Origin of the sequence: Agrobacterium sp. B1(2019) (genome assembly GCF_008274755.1) — a bacterium.
In the GTDB taxonomy this organism is placed as follows: domain Bacteria; phylum Pseudomonadota; class Alphaproteobacteria; order Rhizobiales; family Rhizobiaceae; genus Agrobacterium; species Agrobacterium salinitolerans.
Map to the genome: position 1 here is coordinate 478,451 of NZ_VTPB01000001.1, position 17,658 is coordinate 496,108.

Consider the following 17,658-nt stretch of genomic DNA (forward strand, 5'->3'; position numbering starts at 1 on the left):
ATGCCAAAATCAAAACTAAGCCGACTATATCAGAAGACGACAGCGAAATGCCAGCAAATTTGAGGCGCGAATATTTCCCATGATAATCAACGCCTTAATCTATTTCATTGACATTCGTCGACGGAACATATAGTGAACAATTCTATGAAGAAGTCGATCAGGCAACGGCTGGCCATTCTCTCCGACGCGGCGAAATATGATGCGTCCTGCGCATCGAGCGGCACGACCAAACGAAACTCTGCAGCATCAGGCGGTCTGGGCTCCACCGAGGGGTCGGGCATTTGCCACGCTTACGCTCCCGATGGACGCTGCATTTCGCTCCTGAAGATTCTGCTCACCAACTTCTGCATCTATGATTGTGCCTATTGCATCAACCGATCGTCAAGCAATGTGGAGCGGGCGCGTTTCACGCCCGAAGAAGTGGTCTGGCTGACGCTCGAGTTCTATCGGCGCAACTATATTGAAGGGCTCTTCCTGTCGTCGGGCATCATCCGGTCGTCGGATCATACAATGGAAGAGATGGTGCGGGTTGCACGCGAGCTGCGCGTTACCCATGGTTTTCGCGGCTATATCCATCTGAAGTCGATTCCGGAGGCGTCGCCCAGGCTCATCGAGGAGGCGGGGCTTTACGCGGATCGTCTCTCGATCAATATCGAATTGCCGACCGATAGCGGCATTGGTCGTTTCGCGCCGGAAAAGCAGCCCGCCAATATTCGCCGCTCCATGGCCGATATCCGCCTGAAGATTGAGGAGGCGGGGGAGCCGACCGTCAGGACGAAAAAGACCAAGCGCTTTGCGCCGGCCGGGCAGAGCACGCAGATGATCGTGGGGGCGGATGGCGCTGACGATAACACCATTCTCTCCACCAGTGCCCGGCTTTATGGCAGCTACGGTTTGCGGCGCGTCTATTATTCGGCCTTCAGCCCCATTCCGGATTCATCGAAAAACCTGCCGCTCATCAAACCGCCGCTGATACGGGAGCACCGGCTTTATCAGGCGGATTGGCTTTACCGCTTTTACGGCTTCGACATTGGCGAGATAACGGCGACCGGGGGTGACGGCATGCTCGATCTCGATATCGATCCGAAACTGGCCTGGGCGCTGAAACATCGCGACCGTTTCCCGGTGGACGTCAATGCGGCGGATCGGGAAATGCTTCTGCGGGTGCCCGGTTTCGGCACCAAGACGGTGGCCTCCGTTCTCTCGTCACGGCGGTTCCGGCGGCTGCGGCTGGAGGATATCGCGCGTTTCGGTGTTTCCCTGAAAAAGGTGAAGGCTTTTATCGTCGCAGAGGGCTGGACGCCGGGCAAGTTGACTGAGCGGCCGGATTTGCGGGCGATGTTTGCACCGCAGCCTGAACAATTGTCGCTGTTGTGATGTATGGTCCGGTTCTGGAAGGACGGGGCGATTTCGGCGAGTGGCGCGATGTCGCGCGTGCGGCCCTTGCCGCCGATATTCGACCGGAGATGATTGATTGGCGGTTGCAGGATGACGGGGCAGGGCTGCTGGATTTCGCCGGTGAGCCATTACCGACGGTCGATGCCGGCAAGGGGCAGGTTTCCGTTCCTGCCTCGTTCTTGGCGCTGGCGCAGGCCGTCATCTGCCATGGCAATCCCGGCCGGTTTGCGCTGCTTTACCGATTGTTGTGGCGGCTGAAGCGGGATCGCGCCCTGTTGCAGTTCAAATCCGATCCGGATGTTGCAGAGGCCCGCTTGCTCGAGAAATCGGTGCGTCGGGATTGTCACAAGATGACGGCCTTCGTCCGTTTCAAGGAGTTATGCTTGCCGCAGGGGCAGGGCGGGCGACGGCGGTTCGTGGCCTGGTTCGAGCCGGATCATTTTATCGTCGAGCGAACGGCAGCGTTTTTCCAGCGACGGTTTACCGACATGGACTGGCTGATCGCCACGCCGAAAGGGTCTGCCCGATGGGATGGAAGCGAGCTGCAAACCTCACGGGGGTCGGCGGCGAAGCCCGATCTGACGGACGAAACGGATGAGCTCTGGCGAACCTATTATGCCAATATATTCAATCCGGCCCGCTTGAAGATTAAGGCCATGACGGCGGAGATGCCAAAGAAATACTGGAAGAACCTGCCGGAAGCCGATCTCATTCCCGACCTCATTCTCGGTGCGGAGGCGCGAGTGCTGGAAATGGCCGCCAGAACGGCGAGCCAGCCGCAGCCCTTTCATCATCGCCTGCAGGCTGCGGCCGCTGCACGGGAGATGCCGCAACTGGCGCCAGACGGAACGCTTGCGTCGCTGGCGCGGGAGGCTGGCCACTGTACCCGCTGTCCCCTGCATTGCAGCGCCACGCAAACGGTTTTCGGTTCTGGGCCGGAGGATGCGGAAATCATGATCGTTGGCGAACAGCCGGGCGATCATGAAGATCTCGCCGGAAAGCCTTTTGTCGGCCCGGCTGGCCAGCTTTTCGACCGGACTCTTACCGATGTCGGTATCGAGCGTAAAAAGCTTTACGTCACCAATGCCGTCAAACACTTCAAATATGAAACGCGCGGCAAACGGCGCATCCATCAACGGCCGAATACGGGAGAAGTGGAGCAATGCCGCTGGTGGCTCAATCAGGAAATCGCGCTCGTCCGTCCGAAATTGATCATTGCCATGGGCGCAACGGCGCTTTACGCGCTGACGGGGAGCAAGGAAAAGCTCTCGGAGGTTCGGAGCCGTCCTTTGCCGATGGACGGGGACCGAACGCTTTTTATCACCATGCACCCGTCCTACCTCCTTCGTCTTGCCGAAGGGCGGGTGAAAGAGGTGGAAATGGAGCGGTTCAAAAAAGATATTAGTTATATTAGAATATTCGAATGAATATCCATTTGTATATTAGGGATTTATTTGTTTTACGATTCATAAATTGCATTTCTTTTATTTATTGATTATTTATATGTTGTTCTTATTGAAATTTTATACTTAATATTATAATCAATTTCCTCAATTTTATTTACCGTATGGACAAATCATGTTGGGTGAACTCGACCTTGCGACAGTCATACTGATGCAAAAATGTTCTTACATCGTTGGGCTTTTGAGTTTCAGCTATCTGAAAATGACCAATCGCGGCTTGCGTGGTCCCACCCCCCTTGCGGCGGGTTTCGCGTCGATGGCGATTGGCTCCACGCTCGCCGGTTACGGAGAATGGGGAATACTGTCGCCGGCTTTGTGGCGGCTCGGCAGCGTCGTTTTCGGTATTGTGGGTTACGCGCTGATATGGCTCGGTTTGAAGGTGTTGAGTGATGGGCGTTCTGTCGACCGACGGACCGTATCCATTATCTGCCTCATCTCCGTGCTGGCGATAGCGGTCGCGCAGCAGGTGGCGGACAATAATGCGTATCGTGCGGCGCTCTTCAACGGCTGTGCATCGCTGGCCTATCTCGGTGGGGCATCTGTGCTTTTCGCCGGATGGCGCAGGGAGCCGCTGTTGTCCCGCCTGGCGCTGGGCGCTATTACCGGCGTCTCCGGTCTCATTTCGCTATCGGTGGTGAAAAGCGTGTTTTTTCCCGATATTGCCACCATCAATCTGGTCAATGCGTTTTTCTTCATCATCATGCTGAACTTCGCCATTGCCCTGTTCGTATTGATGTTCGTGGCCGAACGGTCAGAACGGAAACTGCTGGTTCTTGCGAATACCGATCCGCTGACGGGGGTCAAGAACCGACGTTTCTTTTTTCAGACCATGCCTGCGACGCCCGATCCCGCCGATGCGGCCATGTTGCTGGATATCGATCACTTCAAGTCGATCAACGACCGTTTCGGCCACGCCGTTGGCGATAGCGTGCTGCAGGAAGTGGCGAAGCGCATCGGCGGCAGCATCCGCGGCGGGGACGTGCTGGCGCGTTATGGCGGAGAGGAATTCATCATCTACCTGCCGGGCGCCGGCGTTCGCAAGGCCTGCATGATCGGCGAACGCATTCGCGATGCAATTGCGGTAACCGAGGTCGATTGCGGCGGTCTGCGTGTCGGCGTCACCATCAGCATCGGTGTTGCCGCTACTGGCGAGATGCGCTGCGACCTCCAGACGCTCGCGGAAATGGCGGATCGCGCACTTTACCGCGCGAAGATGGAAGGGCGCAATTGCGTTCGGGAAGCGCAGGCGGCGTAGGCGGGGCTGCGGGCCGGCGATCTTTCCGCAGGACTACCCCGCATCTTTGTGTCTTGTAGCGTTGTTGTCACCCTTCGGTCTAAAAGGGCGGCTTGTCTGCTTTATCCGTCGCGGCGCGGCGGGACAGGGCCTCTTTCAGAAGAACCTCGATCTGGGCATTGACGCTGCGCAATTCGCCGCTCGCGGTGTGCCGGATCATATTCAATATTGCGGGTTCGATCCGCAGCGGAAAAGCCACCCGCTCCGGTCCCGGTGGACGTCCAGCCATGATCAGGTCCTCAAGGCAGTGCTTTGGCCCATCAGGGCCAGGTGTTCCCATCGCTGGGACCCTGTGGCGAGGCGCTTCAGCATCTTCATGGAGCGTTTGACCTGAGCTTTGGCAACGGCGCGGCGAATGGCTGCGGGCGATCCGTCATGGCGGAATAGGGACATCATGGGCCTCGTTCGAACTGATGTTTTGATACCGGCAATGAATTGCAGCAGGATTACGCAATGCAAAACGCCGCGGGCATGGTGACCCGCGGCGCTTTGTTTTCATTCAACGTTGGAACCTGCGGTTCCCGCAGCTTACTGGAAGTAGCTCTGCAGCGGCTTCACTTCCAGATTGCCGGCCTTCAGCGCCTGGATGGCAAGCGCTGCCGCTTCCGCACCGGCCATCGTCGTGTAGTAAGGCACCTTCTGCATCAGCGTGGCGCGGCGCAGTGACTTCGAGTCCGAAATCGCCTTGTTGCTGTCAGTGGTGTTGATGACGAGCTGGACCTGACGGTTGCGGATGGCGTCTTCGATATGCGGACGGCCTTCCTGCACCTTGTTGATCTTTTCGGCGTTGATGCCCTTTTCGGCGAGGAAACGCTGGGTGCCGCCGGTGGCCAGCACCTTGAAGCCGCTTTCCACAAGAATGCGGATGGCCGGCAGAACGCCTTCCTTGTCCTCATCACGCACCGAGACGAAGACCGCGCCGGAGCGGGGCAGGTCGACGCCGGCGCCGAGCTGGCTCTTGGCGAAGGCGAGCGCGAAATCCGTGTCGAGGCCGATGACTTCACCGGTCGAGCGCATTTCCGGTCCGAGCAGGATGTCGACGCCGGGGAAGCGCGCGAAGGGGAAGACGGCTTCCTTGACGGCGATATGCTTGAGGTTGCGCGGGTCGGGCTTTTCGCCATAGGCGGCAATCGCCGGATCGAGCTTCTCGCCGGCCATGACGCGGGCGGCGATCTTGGCGATCGGCGCGCCGATGGTCTTGGCCACGAAAGGCACGGTGCGCGAGGCGCGCGGATTGACTTCGAGAACGTAGATCGTGCCGTCCTTGATGGCATATTGCACGTTCATCAGGCCGCCGACATTGAGAGCCTTGGCGAGCGCCGTTGTCTGACGCTCCAGCTCGTCGACGATTTCCTTCGACAGCGAACGGACCGGCAGCGAGCAGGCCGAGTCGCCCGAATGGATACCGGCTTCTTCGATGTGCTCCATGATGCCGGAGACGAAGACGCTTTCGCCGTCGCACAAAGCATCGACGTCCACTTCCACGGCGTTGGTCAGGTAGCTGTCGAACAGCAGCGGGTTTTTGCCGAGTAGGGTGTTGATCTGACCGGTCTTGTCATTCGGGTAACGCTGCTTGATATCCTCGGGTACGAGGCCCGGAACCGTGTCTAGCAGATAGGTCTGGAGCTGGCCTTCCGAATGGATGATCTGCATGGCGCGGCCACCCAGAACGTAGGACGGGCGAACCACCAGCGGGAAGCCGATTTCAGAGGCGACGAGGCGGGCCTGCTCGACCGAATAGGCGATGCCGTTGTTCGGCTGGGCAAGATCGAGCTTCATCAGGAGCTTCTGGAAGCGGTCGCGGTCTTCGGCAAGGTCGATCATATCGGGCGCTGTGCCGAGGATCGGGATACCGTTCTTTTCCAGCGCTTCGGCGAGCTTCAGCGGGGTCTGGCCGCCGAACTGCACGATGACGCCGACGAGTTCGCCCTTTTCCTGTTCAGCGCGCATGATCTCGATCACGTCTTCGGCTGTCAGCGGTTCGAAATAGAGACGGTCGGAGGTGTCGTAGTCGGTGGAAACGGTTTCCGGGTTGCAGTTGATCATGATCGCTTCGAAGCCGGCATCCTTCAGCGCGAAGGCGGCATGGCAGCAGCAGTAGTCGAACTCGATGCCCTGGCCGATACGGTTCGGACCGCCGCCGAGGATGACGACCTTCTTACGGTCGGAAACCTGCGCTTCCGAGCGGGCGGCGCCGACGAAGGGAATTTCATAGGTCGAATACATGTAAGCGGTCGGCGACGCGAATTCGGCCGCACAGGTGTCGATACGCTTGAAGACCGGGCGGACGTTCAGGCTGTTGCGCAGCTCGGCCACTTCCTTCGGGCGCTTGGAGGTCAGGCTGGCGAGGCGGGCATCGGAGAAGCCCATGGCTTTCAGCATGCGCAGGTTCTCAGCATCCTGCGGCAGGCCGTGCTCGCGGATACGGGCTTCCGTATCCACGATGGCCTTGAACTGGGCGATAAACCAAGGGTCGATCTTCGAGTTTTCGTGGACTTCCTCTTCGGTCATGCCCATGCGCAGCGCCTGGGCGACCATGCGCAGGCGGTCTGGCGTCGGCGTGCCGATGGCGGCGCGGATCGCGTTCTTGGAGCCTTCGCCCTCTTCGTAACCGGGGATTTCGATTTCATCGAGACCGGTGAGGCCGGTTTCGAGGCCACGCAGCGCTTTCTGCAGCGATTCCGCAAAGGTACGGCCGATGGCCATGACTTCACCGACCGACTTCATGGCGGTGGTGAGGATCGGAGAGGCGCCCGGGAACTTTTCGAAGGCGAAACGCGGGATTTTGGTGACGACGTAATCGATCGACGGTTCGAACGAAGCAGGGGTCGCGCCGCCGGTAATGTCGTTTTCGAGTTCGTCCAGCGTATAGCCGATAGCGAGTTTGGCGGCGATCTTGGCAATCGGGAAGCCGGTTGCCTTCGATGCGAGAGCAGACGAGCGCGAGACGCGGGGGTTCATTTCGATGACGACGAGGCGGCCATCCTTCGGATTGACGGCGAACTGCACGTTCGAGCCGCCGGTTTCGACGCCGATCTCGCGCAGCACCGCAATCGAGGCGTTGCGCATGATCTGGTATTCCTTGTCGGTCAAGGTCAGCGCTGGCGCAACGGTGATCGAGTCACCCGTGTGGACACCCATCGGATCGATGTTTTCGATGGAGCAGATGATGATGCAATTGTCCGCCTTGTCGCGGACCACTTCCATCTCATATTCCTTCCAGCCGAGCACCGATTCTTCGACCAGAACTTCCGTCGTCGGCGAGGCGTCGAGACCGCCGGAGACGATGTCGAAGAATTCCGAGCGGTTATAGGCAATGCCGCCGCCGGTGCCGCCGAGCGTGAAGGATGGGCGGATGATGGCGGGCAGGCCGACATGATCGATGGCCTGAGCGGCAATGGCCATGGCATGGGCCATGTAGCGCTGCTTGCGGTCGGTTTCGCCGAGATTCCACTGGTTTTCGAGATTGTCCAGCGCCTTGTCGAGATCGGGACCGGAAAGCTTGCCCTTCAGCTCGGTGCGCGCTGCCTCGTGCTTCTTGCGGTCGGCATCCTTGATTTCGGTGGCGTTGGCCAGCATGGAGCGCGGGGTTTCAAGGCCGATGCGGGCCATGGCCTCGCGGAAGAGCGCGCGATCTTCCGCCATGTCGATGGCTTCGGGCTTCGCGCCGATCATTTCGACGTTGTAGCGATCGAGAACGCCCATGCGCTTGAGAGAAAGCGCGGTGTTGAGCGCGGTCTGGCCGCCCATGGTCGGCAGAAGCGCGTCCGGGCGTTCCTTCGCGATGATCTTGGCGACGACTTCAGGCGTGATCGGCTCGACATAGGTTGCGTCGGCAAGGCCCGGATCGGTCATGATCGTCGCCGGGTTGGAGTTGACCAGAATGACCCGGTAACCTTCTTCCTTCAGCGCCTTGCAGGCCTGCGTGCCGGAATAGTCGAATTCACATGCCTGACCGATGACGATCGGTCCCGCGCCGATGATGAGGATGGACTTGATATCTTGGCGCTTCGGCATGGGCTCTCTCGTTCCGCTTTTTGGTTGCGCAAAACACCGGCCAGGGTGGAGGATCACCGGCCGGGGAGCGCAATTCAAATGTTTTCAGGCTAGAAGCGGCTTATAGGCAAATGTTTTTGAGAACGGAACCCCATAAATTCCGGAATCGACAGAAACTCTTAACGGGCAGGGGCATGTGCGGTGAAACGGGCTTGGACCGCTGCACTATAGGAGCGGCTGACGGGGATTTCCGTGCCGTCTTTCGTGATCACGTGCAGGCGACCGGCTCGTTTGCGCAGCAAGGTGACGTCGGCATCGGCAATCCAGTGCGACCGGTGCACCTGCAAGCCTTCCGTATGGCCTATTTCCTTCAGCGCGTCGGAGAAACGCAGCAGAACGAGATGATGCCCGCGCGTGGTGACGATTTCAGTATAGTGGTCCTGCACTGACAGTCGCAGCAATTCTCCGCGCTTTTGCGGCGGCAGGCGCTCCAGCAGCGGCGCGGTGCTCTTCACCTCGCATCCGGTGTTTTTGCCTGTGCCCATTACGGCGATTGGCGCTGTTGCAAGCGACTGGCTGGCGGTGAGATAGCTCAGCAGGCAGAAGATGGCGCAAAGAGGCAGGGATGACAGGCTGCTTTGTAGAAATGGGCCGAAACCCATTTCCGTGCCCGAAAAGATCCGGTTGGTGATGGTAAGCAGGAGCCCTATCGGCAGGGCGGCCGTCAGCGAGCCGATCATCATGCGCGCCAGCATATTCCTGATATTATCGGCGAAGACGCGGTTGGCGATGATGGAAAAGGATATGGCAAGTATCCAGGCGCCGGCCTGTACGATTGTCCAGTAAAGCAGCCGCTCGGCGAAGCTCATGGTTTCGCTCGTGCCGAAAGGCCCGGTCACGATGAAGATCGCCAGCACCGCGAAAAATGTCAGCCATAGCCTGGGCGATTGCAGGACGGCGTGCATTTCACGAAGCGTGGATTGCAGATACGGGTGATCCACGAAGTTTTCCTGCGGTTGGCGTCAATCCGTTTTTCCTGAGCGCATGTTTTGCCGAAATTGCCGGGGATTTCAACCGAGCCGAAACAGCACCCATGTCACTTCAGCCATTGTTAAACGCACCGCTTGCCGTGCAATTCCATGTCGCCACTGTCGTTCCCGCGGCCATTCTCGGCGCCTTCATTTTCCTGCGCCCGAAGGGAACCGCCATTCACCGGCTGCTCGGCAAGGTCTGGGTGATGCTGATGGTGACGACTTCCATTTCAACCTTCTTCATCCACGAGCTGAAGATGTTTTATGGTTTCAGCCCCATCCACCTGCTCTCCGTCGCCACCCTTTATGGATGTTTGCAATCGGTCCATTTTGCGCGCCGCGGCGATATCGCACGTCACATGCGGATCATGCAGAGCGTTTATCTCGGCGGCATCGTGATTGCTGGAGGTTTCACCTTCGTTCCGGGGCGCATCATGCACGAGGTTGCTTTTGGTGATGGCAGAGCCGGATTTGTGGCGCTTTTGGCCGGCGCTGTCCTGTTTACCTTCCTGTTTCTGATCGTGCTGAAACAAAGACGCAGGACCGCGTGAGAGACTCCGTTTGCCCCCTCTGCTTTCTTCCGGAACAAGATGTATTATAGTGCCGTTATAAGGCAGTCTGTTGAGGCGATATCCGCCGGGAGAAGAGCATGGAATGGAGAGGGCGTCGCCAGTCGGACAATATCGAGGACCGGCGTGGGATGTCGGCCGGGTCGGGGCGGTCGGGCAACGATCCCTTTTCCCGAGGCGGGATGCGCATACCTGTCGGGCGTCGCGGCGGCGGTATAGGGATTGGCGGTCTTCTCGTCATTCTGCTCATCAGCTGGGTGCTTGGCATCAATCCGTTGACGCTGCTTTCCGGCGGCGATATTTCGATGGATGGCGGCGGCTCGACGCAATCGGGTACGCAGCAATCCGGTACGCGCCCGCAGGGTGATTCGTCGGATGAGACGACCGCCTTCGTGCGCACCGTGCTGGCCGAGACTGAGGATACGTGGAGCGGCATCTTCCAGTCCGCCGGCGAAACCTATCAGAAGCCGACGCTGGTTCTGTTCTCCGGTCAGGTGTCTTCCGCCTGCGGTTATGCTGCCGCCGCCAGCGGCCCGTTCTATTGCCCGGGCGACCGCAAGGTCTATCTCGATACCAGCTTCTTCAAGGAACTGGACCAGCGTTTCGGCGCGGCCGGCGATTTCGCGCAGGCTTATGTGATTGCACATGAGGTGGGCCACCACATTCAGAACCTGACCGGCGTCCTGCCGGAGTTCAATCGCCGCCGCCAGTCGATGAGCCAGGTGGATGCCAACAAGATGTCGGTGCGTGTCGAGCTTCAGGCCGATTGTTATGCTGGCATCTGGGGCAGATTCACCGAGCAGAAGGGCATTCTCGAAACGGGTGACCTCGAGGAAGCGCTGAACGCCGCCCACCAGATCGGCGACGATACGCTGCAGAAGCAGACACAGGGTTATGTCGTGCCTGACAGCTTTAACCACGGTACCTCCGCGCAGCGCATGGAATGGTTCAAGCGCGGTTTCCAGAGCGGCCGTGTCGAGGATTGCGATACGTTCTCGGCGAATATCTAACAATCAACAGGAGAGGGGGCTTTTCAGCCCCCTTTTCATTTAGCGCATCAAAAGCGCCACGGCATACATGCCGAGGGCGAAAACCGTATGGGCCACAAGGTTGAGGAAGCGGACCTTGTTCGGGTCGGGGGTCTTCGACGCCGCCCAGCCAATGCCGAGCCCCGGCTGCAACAGGAACCAGCCCGCGCCGACCGTTATGATGCCGACGATCCACGGCTCAATGAAGGAAGGATTGGCAAACCACGCGGCCGGGACCACCAGAGCAAGAACGATGCCATAAAGAATGCCGACGGCGTAATGCGAAATCCAACCGAGCGCCAGTTCGTGCTCATAGGGTTCAGCCGTGGCGATGCTGTCGTGAAATATCCGGCCCTTCGGCACATGCCAGAACCAGCGGCCGACCGGCGCCCAGTTCGGCGCGGACTGGCCGAAGAACCGGTGCAGCACGATTGCCCATATATCCATAAACACGGTGCCGCCAATGCCCATGGCAATGCCGCGCCAAATCAGTTCCAGCATGAATCCCTCCGCATGATCATGATCGATCAAGCTCTAGCGGATCGCGCCGGTGGCGGAAACCGGCTATTGCCGGGACGGACAAGAAAATGGCCGGATCGCTCCGGCCATTTCCGTTTTTGCCATCACGCAGCCCGCCCATATTCCGCTTGCCGCCGGGCGGCTGCGGCTAGCTGGAACTGTGCGAGCAGCTCGTTGAGCGCTGCCGCTTCAGAGGCGAGCCCATGGCTTGCGGCCGTCTGTTCCTCGACCATGGCGGCATTCTGCTGCGTACCCTGATCGATGGTGTTGATGGCCGTGTTGATTTCCTGAAGGCCGGTCGACTGTTCGCGCGATGAGGTCACGATAGCGTCGATGTGGCGATTGATCTCCTGCACTTCGCGGACGATGGTTTCCAGCGCCTTGCCGGCATTGCCGACGAGATCCACGCCGGACTGCACCTGCGATGTCGAGGCGTTGATCAGCGTCTTGATCTCCTTTGCCGCATTGGCCGAGCGCTGGGCAAGCTCGCGCACTTCCTGGGCGACGACGGCAAAACCCTTGCCGGCCTCACCGGCGCGAGCGGCTTCAACACCGGCATTCAGCGCGAGCAGGTTCGTCTGGAAGGCAATTTCGTCGATCACGCCGATGATGTTGCTGATCTCGGACGATGATTTTTCGATGCCCTCCATGGCGCGAACCGCATCTTCGACAATGACGCCGGACTGTTCGGCGTTGGTGCGGGCGCGGTCGACCAGACGTCCCACTTCTTCCGCGCGGCGGGCGGAATCCTTGACGGTGGTGGTGATTTCTTCAAGCGCCGCCGCAGTCTCTTCCACGGAGGCCGCCTGCTGTTCGGTGCGCCGTGCGAGATCGTCGGCGGACTGGCGGATTTCGCCGGCGCCGGCGTCGATGGCGCGGGCGTTCTGGCCGACGGTGCTGAGCGCTGCATTCAGCTTGGCAACGGAATTGTTGAAATCATCGCGCAGACGGTCGATGCGGGTCACGAAGGGCGTGTCGATGCGATAGTTGAGATCGCCGTTCGAAAGATGAGCTAGTCCCTTGGCAAGCGAATCGACCGCGAACTGGATGTCCGCCGCATCTTTTGCCGCCAGTCTCTCGCGGTCGCTGCGCTCCTGTTCCGAGAGCGTCCGGTTTTCTTCGGCATCGCCTTCGAGGCGCAGGCGTTCCATGGCGTTCGAGCGGAACACGGCAACGGCTGCGGCCATCGAGCCGATCTGGTCGGTGCGTTCCTGACCGGGAATGGCGACCTCGAGATTGCCGGCGGCAAGGCCTTCCATGGCGAACGTCATCTGCGTGACGGGGCGGACGATGAAGCGGGAAAGGACGGTTGCGAGAAGTCCTATCATGATCGTGGCTGCGAGGATCGTGGCGATGGTTGCCGCCAGCCGGAACTGGCCGATTGCGCTGTAGGCGACATTGGAATCGACGACGAAACCGAGATACCAGTCGACCGAGGGCAGGCCGGCAACCGGGATAAAGCTGGTGATCTTGCCCTTGCCGTCGATCTCGGTCTGGGAAATCGCAGAGGAAATCGCTGGCGCATTGACCTTGAAGAGGTCGGCCATCGGCTTGTCGACGAATTTTGGGTCGGGATGGATGAGGATCTTGCCCTCCTTGCTGACGAGGAAAGCATATCCATCCGTGCCAGCATCCACTGACTTGATCATCTTCACCAGCGAGTCCAGCGAGAAGTCACTGCCTGTCACACCAGCAAGCTTGCCGTCGATGGAAACGGGAATGGCGGCGGTGATGATGAGGCCGCCGGTCGATGCATCATTGTAGGGTTCGGTCAGAACCGTCTTGCCGGCTTTCACGGCATCCAGATACCACGGGCGTTTGCGCGGATCGTAACCTTCAGGCAGCGGCGTTTTCGGGAAGGTGGTGAAGCTGCCGGTGTCGGCGTTGCCGAAATAGGTCGACATGAACTGCGCGGTTAGCACGTCGTTTTCCAGAAAGTGCAGCTTTGCCTCTTCATCCGGAAGCTTGGCGAGCGTCTTTGCCACTGTTTCCGTCAGCATGATGCGGCCGTTAAGCCAGTTGGCGATGCTTTGCGCGGCCTGTTTGCCGGAAGAATCGATATTTTCCGCTACCGCTTCCGTGGTGACGCGGTGCTGAAGGCTGTCGATGTAAAAGGAGAAGCCTGCAAAGGCAGCGACGACGAGGGATGACGCCGCAACCAGAATGCGCGTCATGAGATTTGTTTTCTTCGGCAAGCTACAGATCCTTGAAGCCGGATGTACCGTCGAGGTCATCTTCAACATTGATGGGGGAAACATGCCTCAAAGGCGGGAATATTCTGCGTCATGCAGCTTATGATTTTAAAGAACTATCCGATGTTCTAATAGATAGAGGCGAATGGTAAAATTGGACTAAATTTGTCTTTCGTCAGGGCGCAATACGGTCGGATTTCGCCTGGCTGCCGATCTGCGTAATTTTTAATCATGCACTGCTGCCGGTTGCATGCAGACAGCGATTATTTTATTCATCCTTGTGCTGCCGTTGCGCAATTCGCGGGCAACGGCCAAAGTTCAGGTGAATTACAATGTCTTCGTCGGTTGTTGCAGGAACCGTTCCTTCCGGATCGGGGTCGTGGTTTTCGCATTTTAAGGCTACGCTTGCGCTCGGAATTCCGCTCATCGGTGCGCAGCTCGCACAGCTTGGCATCCATACAACGGATATGGTCATCGTCGGCCAGCTTGGTGCCGAGAAGCTGGCGGCCATGGTGTTGGCCGGGCAGTTCTTCTTCGTCGTCTTCATTTTCGGCTCCGGCTTTTCCGTCGCCGTCGTGCCGATGGTGGCGCAGGCTTACGGGCAGGGCGATGCAACGTCCGCGCGCCGATCGCTGCGCATGGGCATGTGGGTGGCGATCGCCTATTGGCTGCTGGCTCTCCCGATCTTCATGAATGCCGAGCGCATTTTGCTCGCGCTTGGGCAAAACCCTGATGTGGCCGCATTGACAGGTCATTATCTTGCCATCGCCAAATTCGGCCTGCTACCGGCGTTGCTGTTTTATGTGCTCCGCGGGCTTGTCAGCGCTATCGGCCGAGCTGGCGTCATTCTTTATGTAACCATCATCATGCTCGTCATGAATGGTATATTGGCTTACGCGCTCGTGTTCGGCCATTTCGGCCTGCCGGCCATGGGCATGAATGGCGCGGCCGTCGTTGCCGTCATCGTCAACGCTTTCAGCTTCATCTTCATCGTCGCTTATGTGCAGACGCGTGAGGAAACGAAGAAATACGAGCTCTTCGTTCGCTTCTGGAGACCGGACTGGCATGCGCTTTTCGAAGTGCTGCGCCTTGGTTTGCCGATCAGCATCACCATTCTTGCCGAAGTGACGCTGTTTGCCGCGGCCTCCATTTTGATGGGGCAGATCGGCACCGTGCAGCTTGCGGCGCACGGCATTGCCCTGCAGCTCGCCTCCATCGCCTTCATGATCCCGCTCGGTCTTTCCCAGGCGGCAACGGTTCGTGTAGGCGTGGCGCGGGGGCAGGGGGATTTCAAGAACCTCATCCGCGCCTCGATCATGATTTACGCCATTGCCTGCGGCATCGCCATTTGCGGCGGCATCCTGTTTGCGGCCGTGCCGGAATTCCTGGCGAAATGGTTCCTGGATGCGAAATTGCCCGAGGCGACGGAAGTGCTTGCCTATGCCAGCAGCCTCGTGGTGATTGCCGGTATCTTCCAGCTGGTGGATGGCATTCAGGCGGTCACCGCAGGCCTGCTGCGCGGACTGAAGGACGCCCGCATACCGGCGATGCTGGCGCTGATCTCCTATTGGCCGATCGGCCTGGCGCTTGCCTGGACCATGGCTTTTCCGCTCGGTTTCGGCGGGCGCGGTGTCTGGTTCGGCTTTGTGATCGGTCTTTCGACAGCCGCCGTTCTTCTCACCATCCGCTTCGTGTTGCTTGTGAAGCGTGAAATGAAAACGGCCCGCTGAGAAGCGGGCCGTATGTAACTTCCGGATTGGAAAAGTATCAGCGCTCGGCGAGCGCTGCCTCGCCCTTCTTTTCACGAAGCAGGTTGACGAAGCGGCGGAAGAGATAGTGGCTGTCCTGCGGGCCTGGCGATGCTTCCGGGTGGTGCTGGACGGAGAAGACCGGCTTGCCGGTGATGCGCAGGCCGCAATTTGTGCCATCGAACAGCGAGATGTGGGTCTCTTCGACGCCTTCTGGCAGCGACTTGGTATCCACTGCAAAGCCGTGGTTCATCGAAACGATTTCAACCTTGCCGGTCGTGAAGTCCTTGACCGGATGGTTCGCGCCATGGTGGCCCTGATGCATCTTTTCGGTCTTGGCGCCGACGGCAAGGCCGAGCATCTGGTGGCCGAGGCAAATGCCGAAGATCGGCAGGTCAGTCTTGATGAGGTTCTGGATGACCGGCACGGCATATTCGCCTGTCGCTGCCGGGTCTCCCGGGCCGTTGGACAGGAACACGCCATCCGGCTTCAGCGCCACAATGTCTTCGGCCGAGGTCTGTGCCGGAACGACCGTGACCTTGCAATCCAGACCGGCAAAGAGGCGCAGGATATTGCGCTTGACGCCGAAATCGACGCAGACGACGTGGTACTTGGCGTCGGCTTCGCCGAGCGTACCATAACCCTTGTTCCACACCCACGGCGTTTCAGCCCAGGTGGAGGACTGGCCGGAGGTGGCTTCGATGGCGAGATCGAGGCCGACCAGGCCGCTCCACGCCTTGGCTTCCGCCTTCAGCGCCTCGATGTCGAAGACGCCGTTCGGATCATGGGCGATGACGGCGTTCGGCGCACCGTTTTCGCGGATCCATGCGGTGAGCGCGCGGGTGTCGATGCCGCAGAGGCCGATGACGCCGCGGGCCTTCAGCCAGGCATCCAGATGCTTGACGGCGCGGAAATTCGAAGGGTCGGTGATGTCGGCCTTGAAGATGACGCCGACAGCGCCGCAGCGGGCAGCGGGCGTCAGGTCTTCGATGTCTTCTTCATTGGTGCCGACGTTGCCGATATGCGGGAAGGTGAAGGTGACGATCTGGCCGAGATAGGAAGGGTCGGTGAGGATTTCCTCGTAACCCGTCAGCGCCGTGTTGAAGCAGACTTCAGCCTGAACCTTGCCGGTTGCGCCGATGCCCGTTCCTTCAATCACCGTGCCATCGGCAAGAACAAGCATTGCGGTCGGTTTGCGGGTAGTCCAGGGCGCTGTTTCGGTCATCTCGTTCCGTTTCTGCCGCTTCGCACCCCGCCTCTTGAAAGGCAGGGGGTAAGGGGCCATTTTTGTCGCAGGCTTCGTGACATAAAGGGGCGCGCGATAAAGCTCGCGTTCCGACCCTTCGTTAAAATCTCGTGCAGGTGCCGGAAAATAACGAAAGCAGCCCAAGCGGTCAACCGCAGGGCCAAGATTTACGCGGAATTAAACCACCGTATTTTCAAGGTCTTATGCATTTGATTTGCTTGAGCGTGTCTGCTCGTTTATGTCGTTTCGCAAAATGAGGTGGAAAGTTTCCGTATCAAGACGCTGCGGAAAGCGCTTTCCCAAGGAGAAGAAAAATGATGCGCGACACGTTCGCAAACGCTTTGAAGGACGCATTGAAGGGTCGTGATGCACGCCGCACCTCGACCGTGCGTCTCATCCAGACGGCCATCAAGGATCGCGATATCGCCAATCGCGGCGTGGGCAAGGACCCCGTCAGCGACGAAGATATCATGCAGATTCTGACCAAGATGGTGAAGCAGCGGGAAGAATCCGCCAATATCTATGAGGGTGCCGGCCGTCCCGAGCTTGCCGCTCAGGAGCGCGAGGAAATCGTCATCATCAAGGAATTCATGCCGGAGGAAATCCCGGCCGAGAAGGTGCGCGAACTCTGCCAGGCGGTCATCACCGAGACCGGCGCCGCCGGCCTGCGCGACATGGGAAAGTGCATGAACACGCTGAAGGAGCGTTATCCCGGCCAGATCGATTTCGCGAAGGCTTCCGGCGTCGTCAAGGATTTGCTGAAGTAGGCTTGCCACTTCTGAAAAAAGTAAAGGCAGGGTAGCCGTGGCTACCCTGCCATTTTTCTGCCGACGAAAATGCATTTCGGCGGATCAAAATGCTCTCCCGCGCTGGCTTTTTCGGGGGGGGACGTGCCCGCGGGGCGTCGACAGATTTATGGGAATGTTCAATCACTGCCTTTGACTGCGCCTTGTTTTTACATCGCCGCAACTGAACGCTCAAATTACAAAAACATAATTTTTGGTGATGTTGCGCTGCCATAAATTTGCCGGAAGCTGGCGCAATGGCGGCTTGCCGTCGTCAACCCGGCCGTTTTTTGCTCATGTACATAGTGGCGCAGGACGGCATTCATGCGGGCCTGAATTCTTCTGTATATACTCCAATGTCAATGCCGCCTGTGAATAGTGGGTATTGT

At 58.9% G+C, this 17,658-nt stretch carries 13 protein-coding genes; 7 read left to right on the forward strand and 6 right to left on the reverse strand.

The features are described from left to right. Positions 1-144 precede the first annotated feature (144 nt). From AGR1_RS02375 to AGR1_RS02385, 3 genes are all read left to right on the forward strand, one after another. Positions 145-1,377, forward strand: coding sequence for a putative DNA modification/repair radical SAM protein (locus AGR1_RS02375; RefSeq protein ID WP_149147262.1), 1,233 nt, complete (start codon positions 145-147; stop codon positions 1,375-1,377). Then, positions 1,377-2,825: a UdgX family uracil-DNA binding protein gene (locus AGR1_RS02380; RefSeq protein WP_149146077.1), complete on the forward strand. Its 1,449-nt coding sequence runs from the start codon at positions 1,377-1,379 to the stop codon at positions 2,823-2,825. Before AGR1_RS02375 ends, AGR1_RS02380 begins: the two co-directional genes overlap by 1 nt. Before the next feature lie 151 nt (positions 2,826-2,976). Further along, positions 2,977-4,116 carry a GGDEF domain-containing protein gene (locus AGR1_RS02385; protein WP_080790210.1) on the forward strand — a complete coding sequence of 380 codons (1,140 nt, stop codon included), beginning with the start codon at positions 2,977-2,979 and terminating at the stop codon, positions 4,114-4,116. A 79-nt stretch (positions 4,117-4,195) separates the two neighbouring features. Here the strand turns inward: AGR1_RS02385 and AGR1_RS02390 are convergent, their stop codons facing one another. From AGR1_RS02390 to AGR1_RS02400, 3 genes are all read right to left on the reverse strand, one after another. Then, positions 4,196-4,384 (reverse strand): hypothetical protein, encoded by a 189-nt coding sequence (locus tag AGR1_RS02390; RefSeq protein WP_149146078.1) that lies wholly within the window; start codon positions 4,382-4,384, stop codon positions 4,196-4,198. Positions 4,385-4,683: 299 nt separating this feature from the next. Continuing rightward, the gene (gene carB / locus AGR1_RS02395) at positions 4,684-8,172 is read right to left on the reverse strand and encodes a carbamoyl-phosphate synthase large subunit (protein ID WP_149146079.1); all 3,489 of its coding nucleotides are present in this window, start codon (positions 8,170-8,172) and stop codon (positions 4,684-4,686) included. Between the two features lie 158 nt (positions 8,173-8,330). Then, positions 8,331-9,152, reverse strand: a complete 822-nt coding sequence (locus AGR1_RS02400; RefSeq protein WP_149146080.1) for a LytTR family DNA-binding domain-containing protein — start codon at positions 9,150-9,152, stop codon at positions 8,331-8,333. Positions 9,153-9,244: 92 nt separating this feature from the next. On the opposite strand from AGR1_RS02400, the gene AGR1_RS02405 reads away from it, so the two are divergent. Together AGR1_RS02405 and AGR1_RS02410 are read left to right on the forward strand one after the other, a co-directional pair. Further along, a complete protein-coding gene (locus AGR1_RS02405) occupies positions 9,245-9,733 on the forward strand; it encodes a DUF2306 domain-containing protein (protein WP_149146081.1) in 489 nt (162 codons plus the stop codon). Positions 9,734-9,831: 98 nt separating this feature from the next. Next, entirely contained in the window at positions 9,832-10,761 is a 930-nt protein-coding gene (locus AGR1_RS02410; protein WP_149146082.1) for a neutral zinc metallopeptidase, read from the forward strand. A 39-nt stretch (positions 10,762-10,800) separates the two neighbouring features. On the opposite strand, the gene AGR1_RS02415 is transcribed toward AGR1_RS02410, so the two are convergent. Together AGR1_RS02415 and AGR1_RS02420 are read right to left on the reverse strand one after the other, a co-directional pair. Then, positions 10,801-11,280, reverse strand: a complete 480-nt coding sequence (locus AGR1_RS02415) for a DUF2938 domain-containing protein (protein WP_149146083.1) — start codon at positions 11,278-11,280, stop codon at positions 10,801-10,803. A gap of 122 nt (positions 11,281-11,402) precedes the next feature. Then, entirely contained in the window at positions 11,403-13,493 is a 2,091-nt protein-coding gene (locus tag AGR1_RS02420; protein WP_149146084.1) for a methyl-accepting chemotaxis protein, read from the reverse strand. Positions 13,494-13,822: 329 nt separating this feature from the next. Between AGR1_RS02420 and AGR1_RS02425 the strand changes: the two genes are divergently transcribed. Further along, on the forward strand, positions 13,823-15,220 hold the full coding sequence (locus AGR1_RS02425) for an MATE family efflux transporter (protein WP_080790222.1): 1,398 nt from the start codon (positions 13,823-13,825) through the stop codon (positions 15,218-15,220). 37 nt (positions 15,221-15,257) lie between these two features. Here the strand turns inward: AGR1_RS02425 and carA are convergent, their stop codons facing one another. After that, positions 15,258-16,463, reverse strand: coding sequence for a glutamine-hydrolyzing carbamoyl-phosphate synthase small subunit (gene carA, locus AGR1_RS02430; RefSeq protein WP_149146085.1), 1,206 nt, complete (start codon positions 16,461-16,463; stop codon positions 15,258-15,260). Between the two features lie 335 nt (positions 16,464-16,798). Between carA and AGR1_RS02435 the strand changes: the two genes are divergently transcribed. Next, a complete protein-coding gene (locus AGR1_RS02435; protein ID WP_080790226.1) occupies positions 16,799-17,251 on the forward strand; it encodes a GatB/YqeY domain-containing protein in 453 nt (150 codons plus the stop codon). The last annotated feature ends 407 nt before the right edge of the window (positions 17,252-17,658 follow it).

Excerpts from the sequence above, each read along its gene's own strand:
- AGR1_RS02390 (WP_149146078.1), bottom strand. The coding sequence starts at position 4,384 with ATGGCTGGACGTCCACCGGGACCGGAGCGGGTGGCTTTTCCGCTGCGG.
- AGR1_RS02415 (WP_149146083.1), bottom strand. The coding sequence starts at position 11,280 with ATGCTGGAACTGATTTGGCGCGGCATTGCCATGGGCATTGGCGGCACC.
- AGR1_RS02425 (WP_080790222.1), top strand. The coding sequence starts at position 13,823 with ATGTCTTCGTCGGTTGTTGCAGGAACCGTTCCTTCCGGATCGGGGTCG.
- AGR1_RS02375 (WP_149147262.1), top strand. The coding sequence starts at position 145 with ATGAAGAAGTCGATCAGGCAACGGCTGGCCATTCTCTCCGACGCGGCG.
- AGR1_RS02385 (WP_080790210.1), top strand. The coding sequence starts at position 2,977 with ATGTTGGGTGAACTCGACCTTGCGACAGTCATACTGATGCAAAAATGT.
- AGR1_RS02410 (WP_149146082.1), top strand. The coding sequence starts at position 9,832 with ATGGAATGGAGAGGGCGTCGCCAGTCGGACAATATCGAGGACCGGCGT.
- carB (WP_149146079.1), bottom strand. The coding sequence starts at position 8,172 with ATGCCGAAGCGCCAAGATATCAAGTCCATCCTCATCATCGGCGCGGGA.
- AGR1_RS02405 (WP_149146081.1), top strand. The coding sequence starts at position 9,245 with ATGTCACTTCAGCCATTGTTAAACGCACCGCTTGCCGTGCAATTCCAT.
- AGR1_RS02380 (WP_149146077.1), top strand. The coding sequence starts at position 1,377 with ATGTATGGTCCGGTTCTGGAAGGACGGGGCGATTTCGGCGAGTGGCGC.
- AGR1_RS02435 (WP_080790226.1), top strand. The coding sequence starts at position 16,799 with ATGATGCGCGACACGTTCGCAAACGCTTTGAAGGACGCATTGAAGGGT.
- carA (WP_149146085.1), bottom strand. The coding sequence starts at position 16,463 with ATGACCGAAACAGCGCCCTGGACTACCCGCAAACCGACCGCAATGCTT.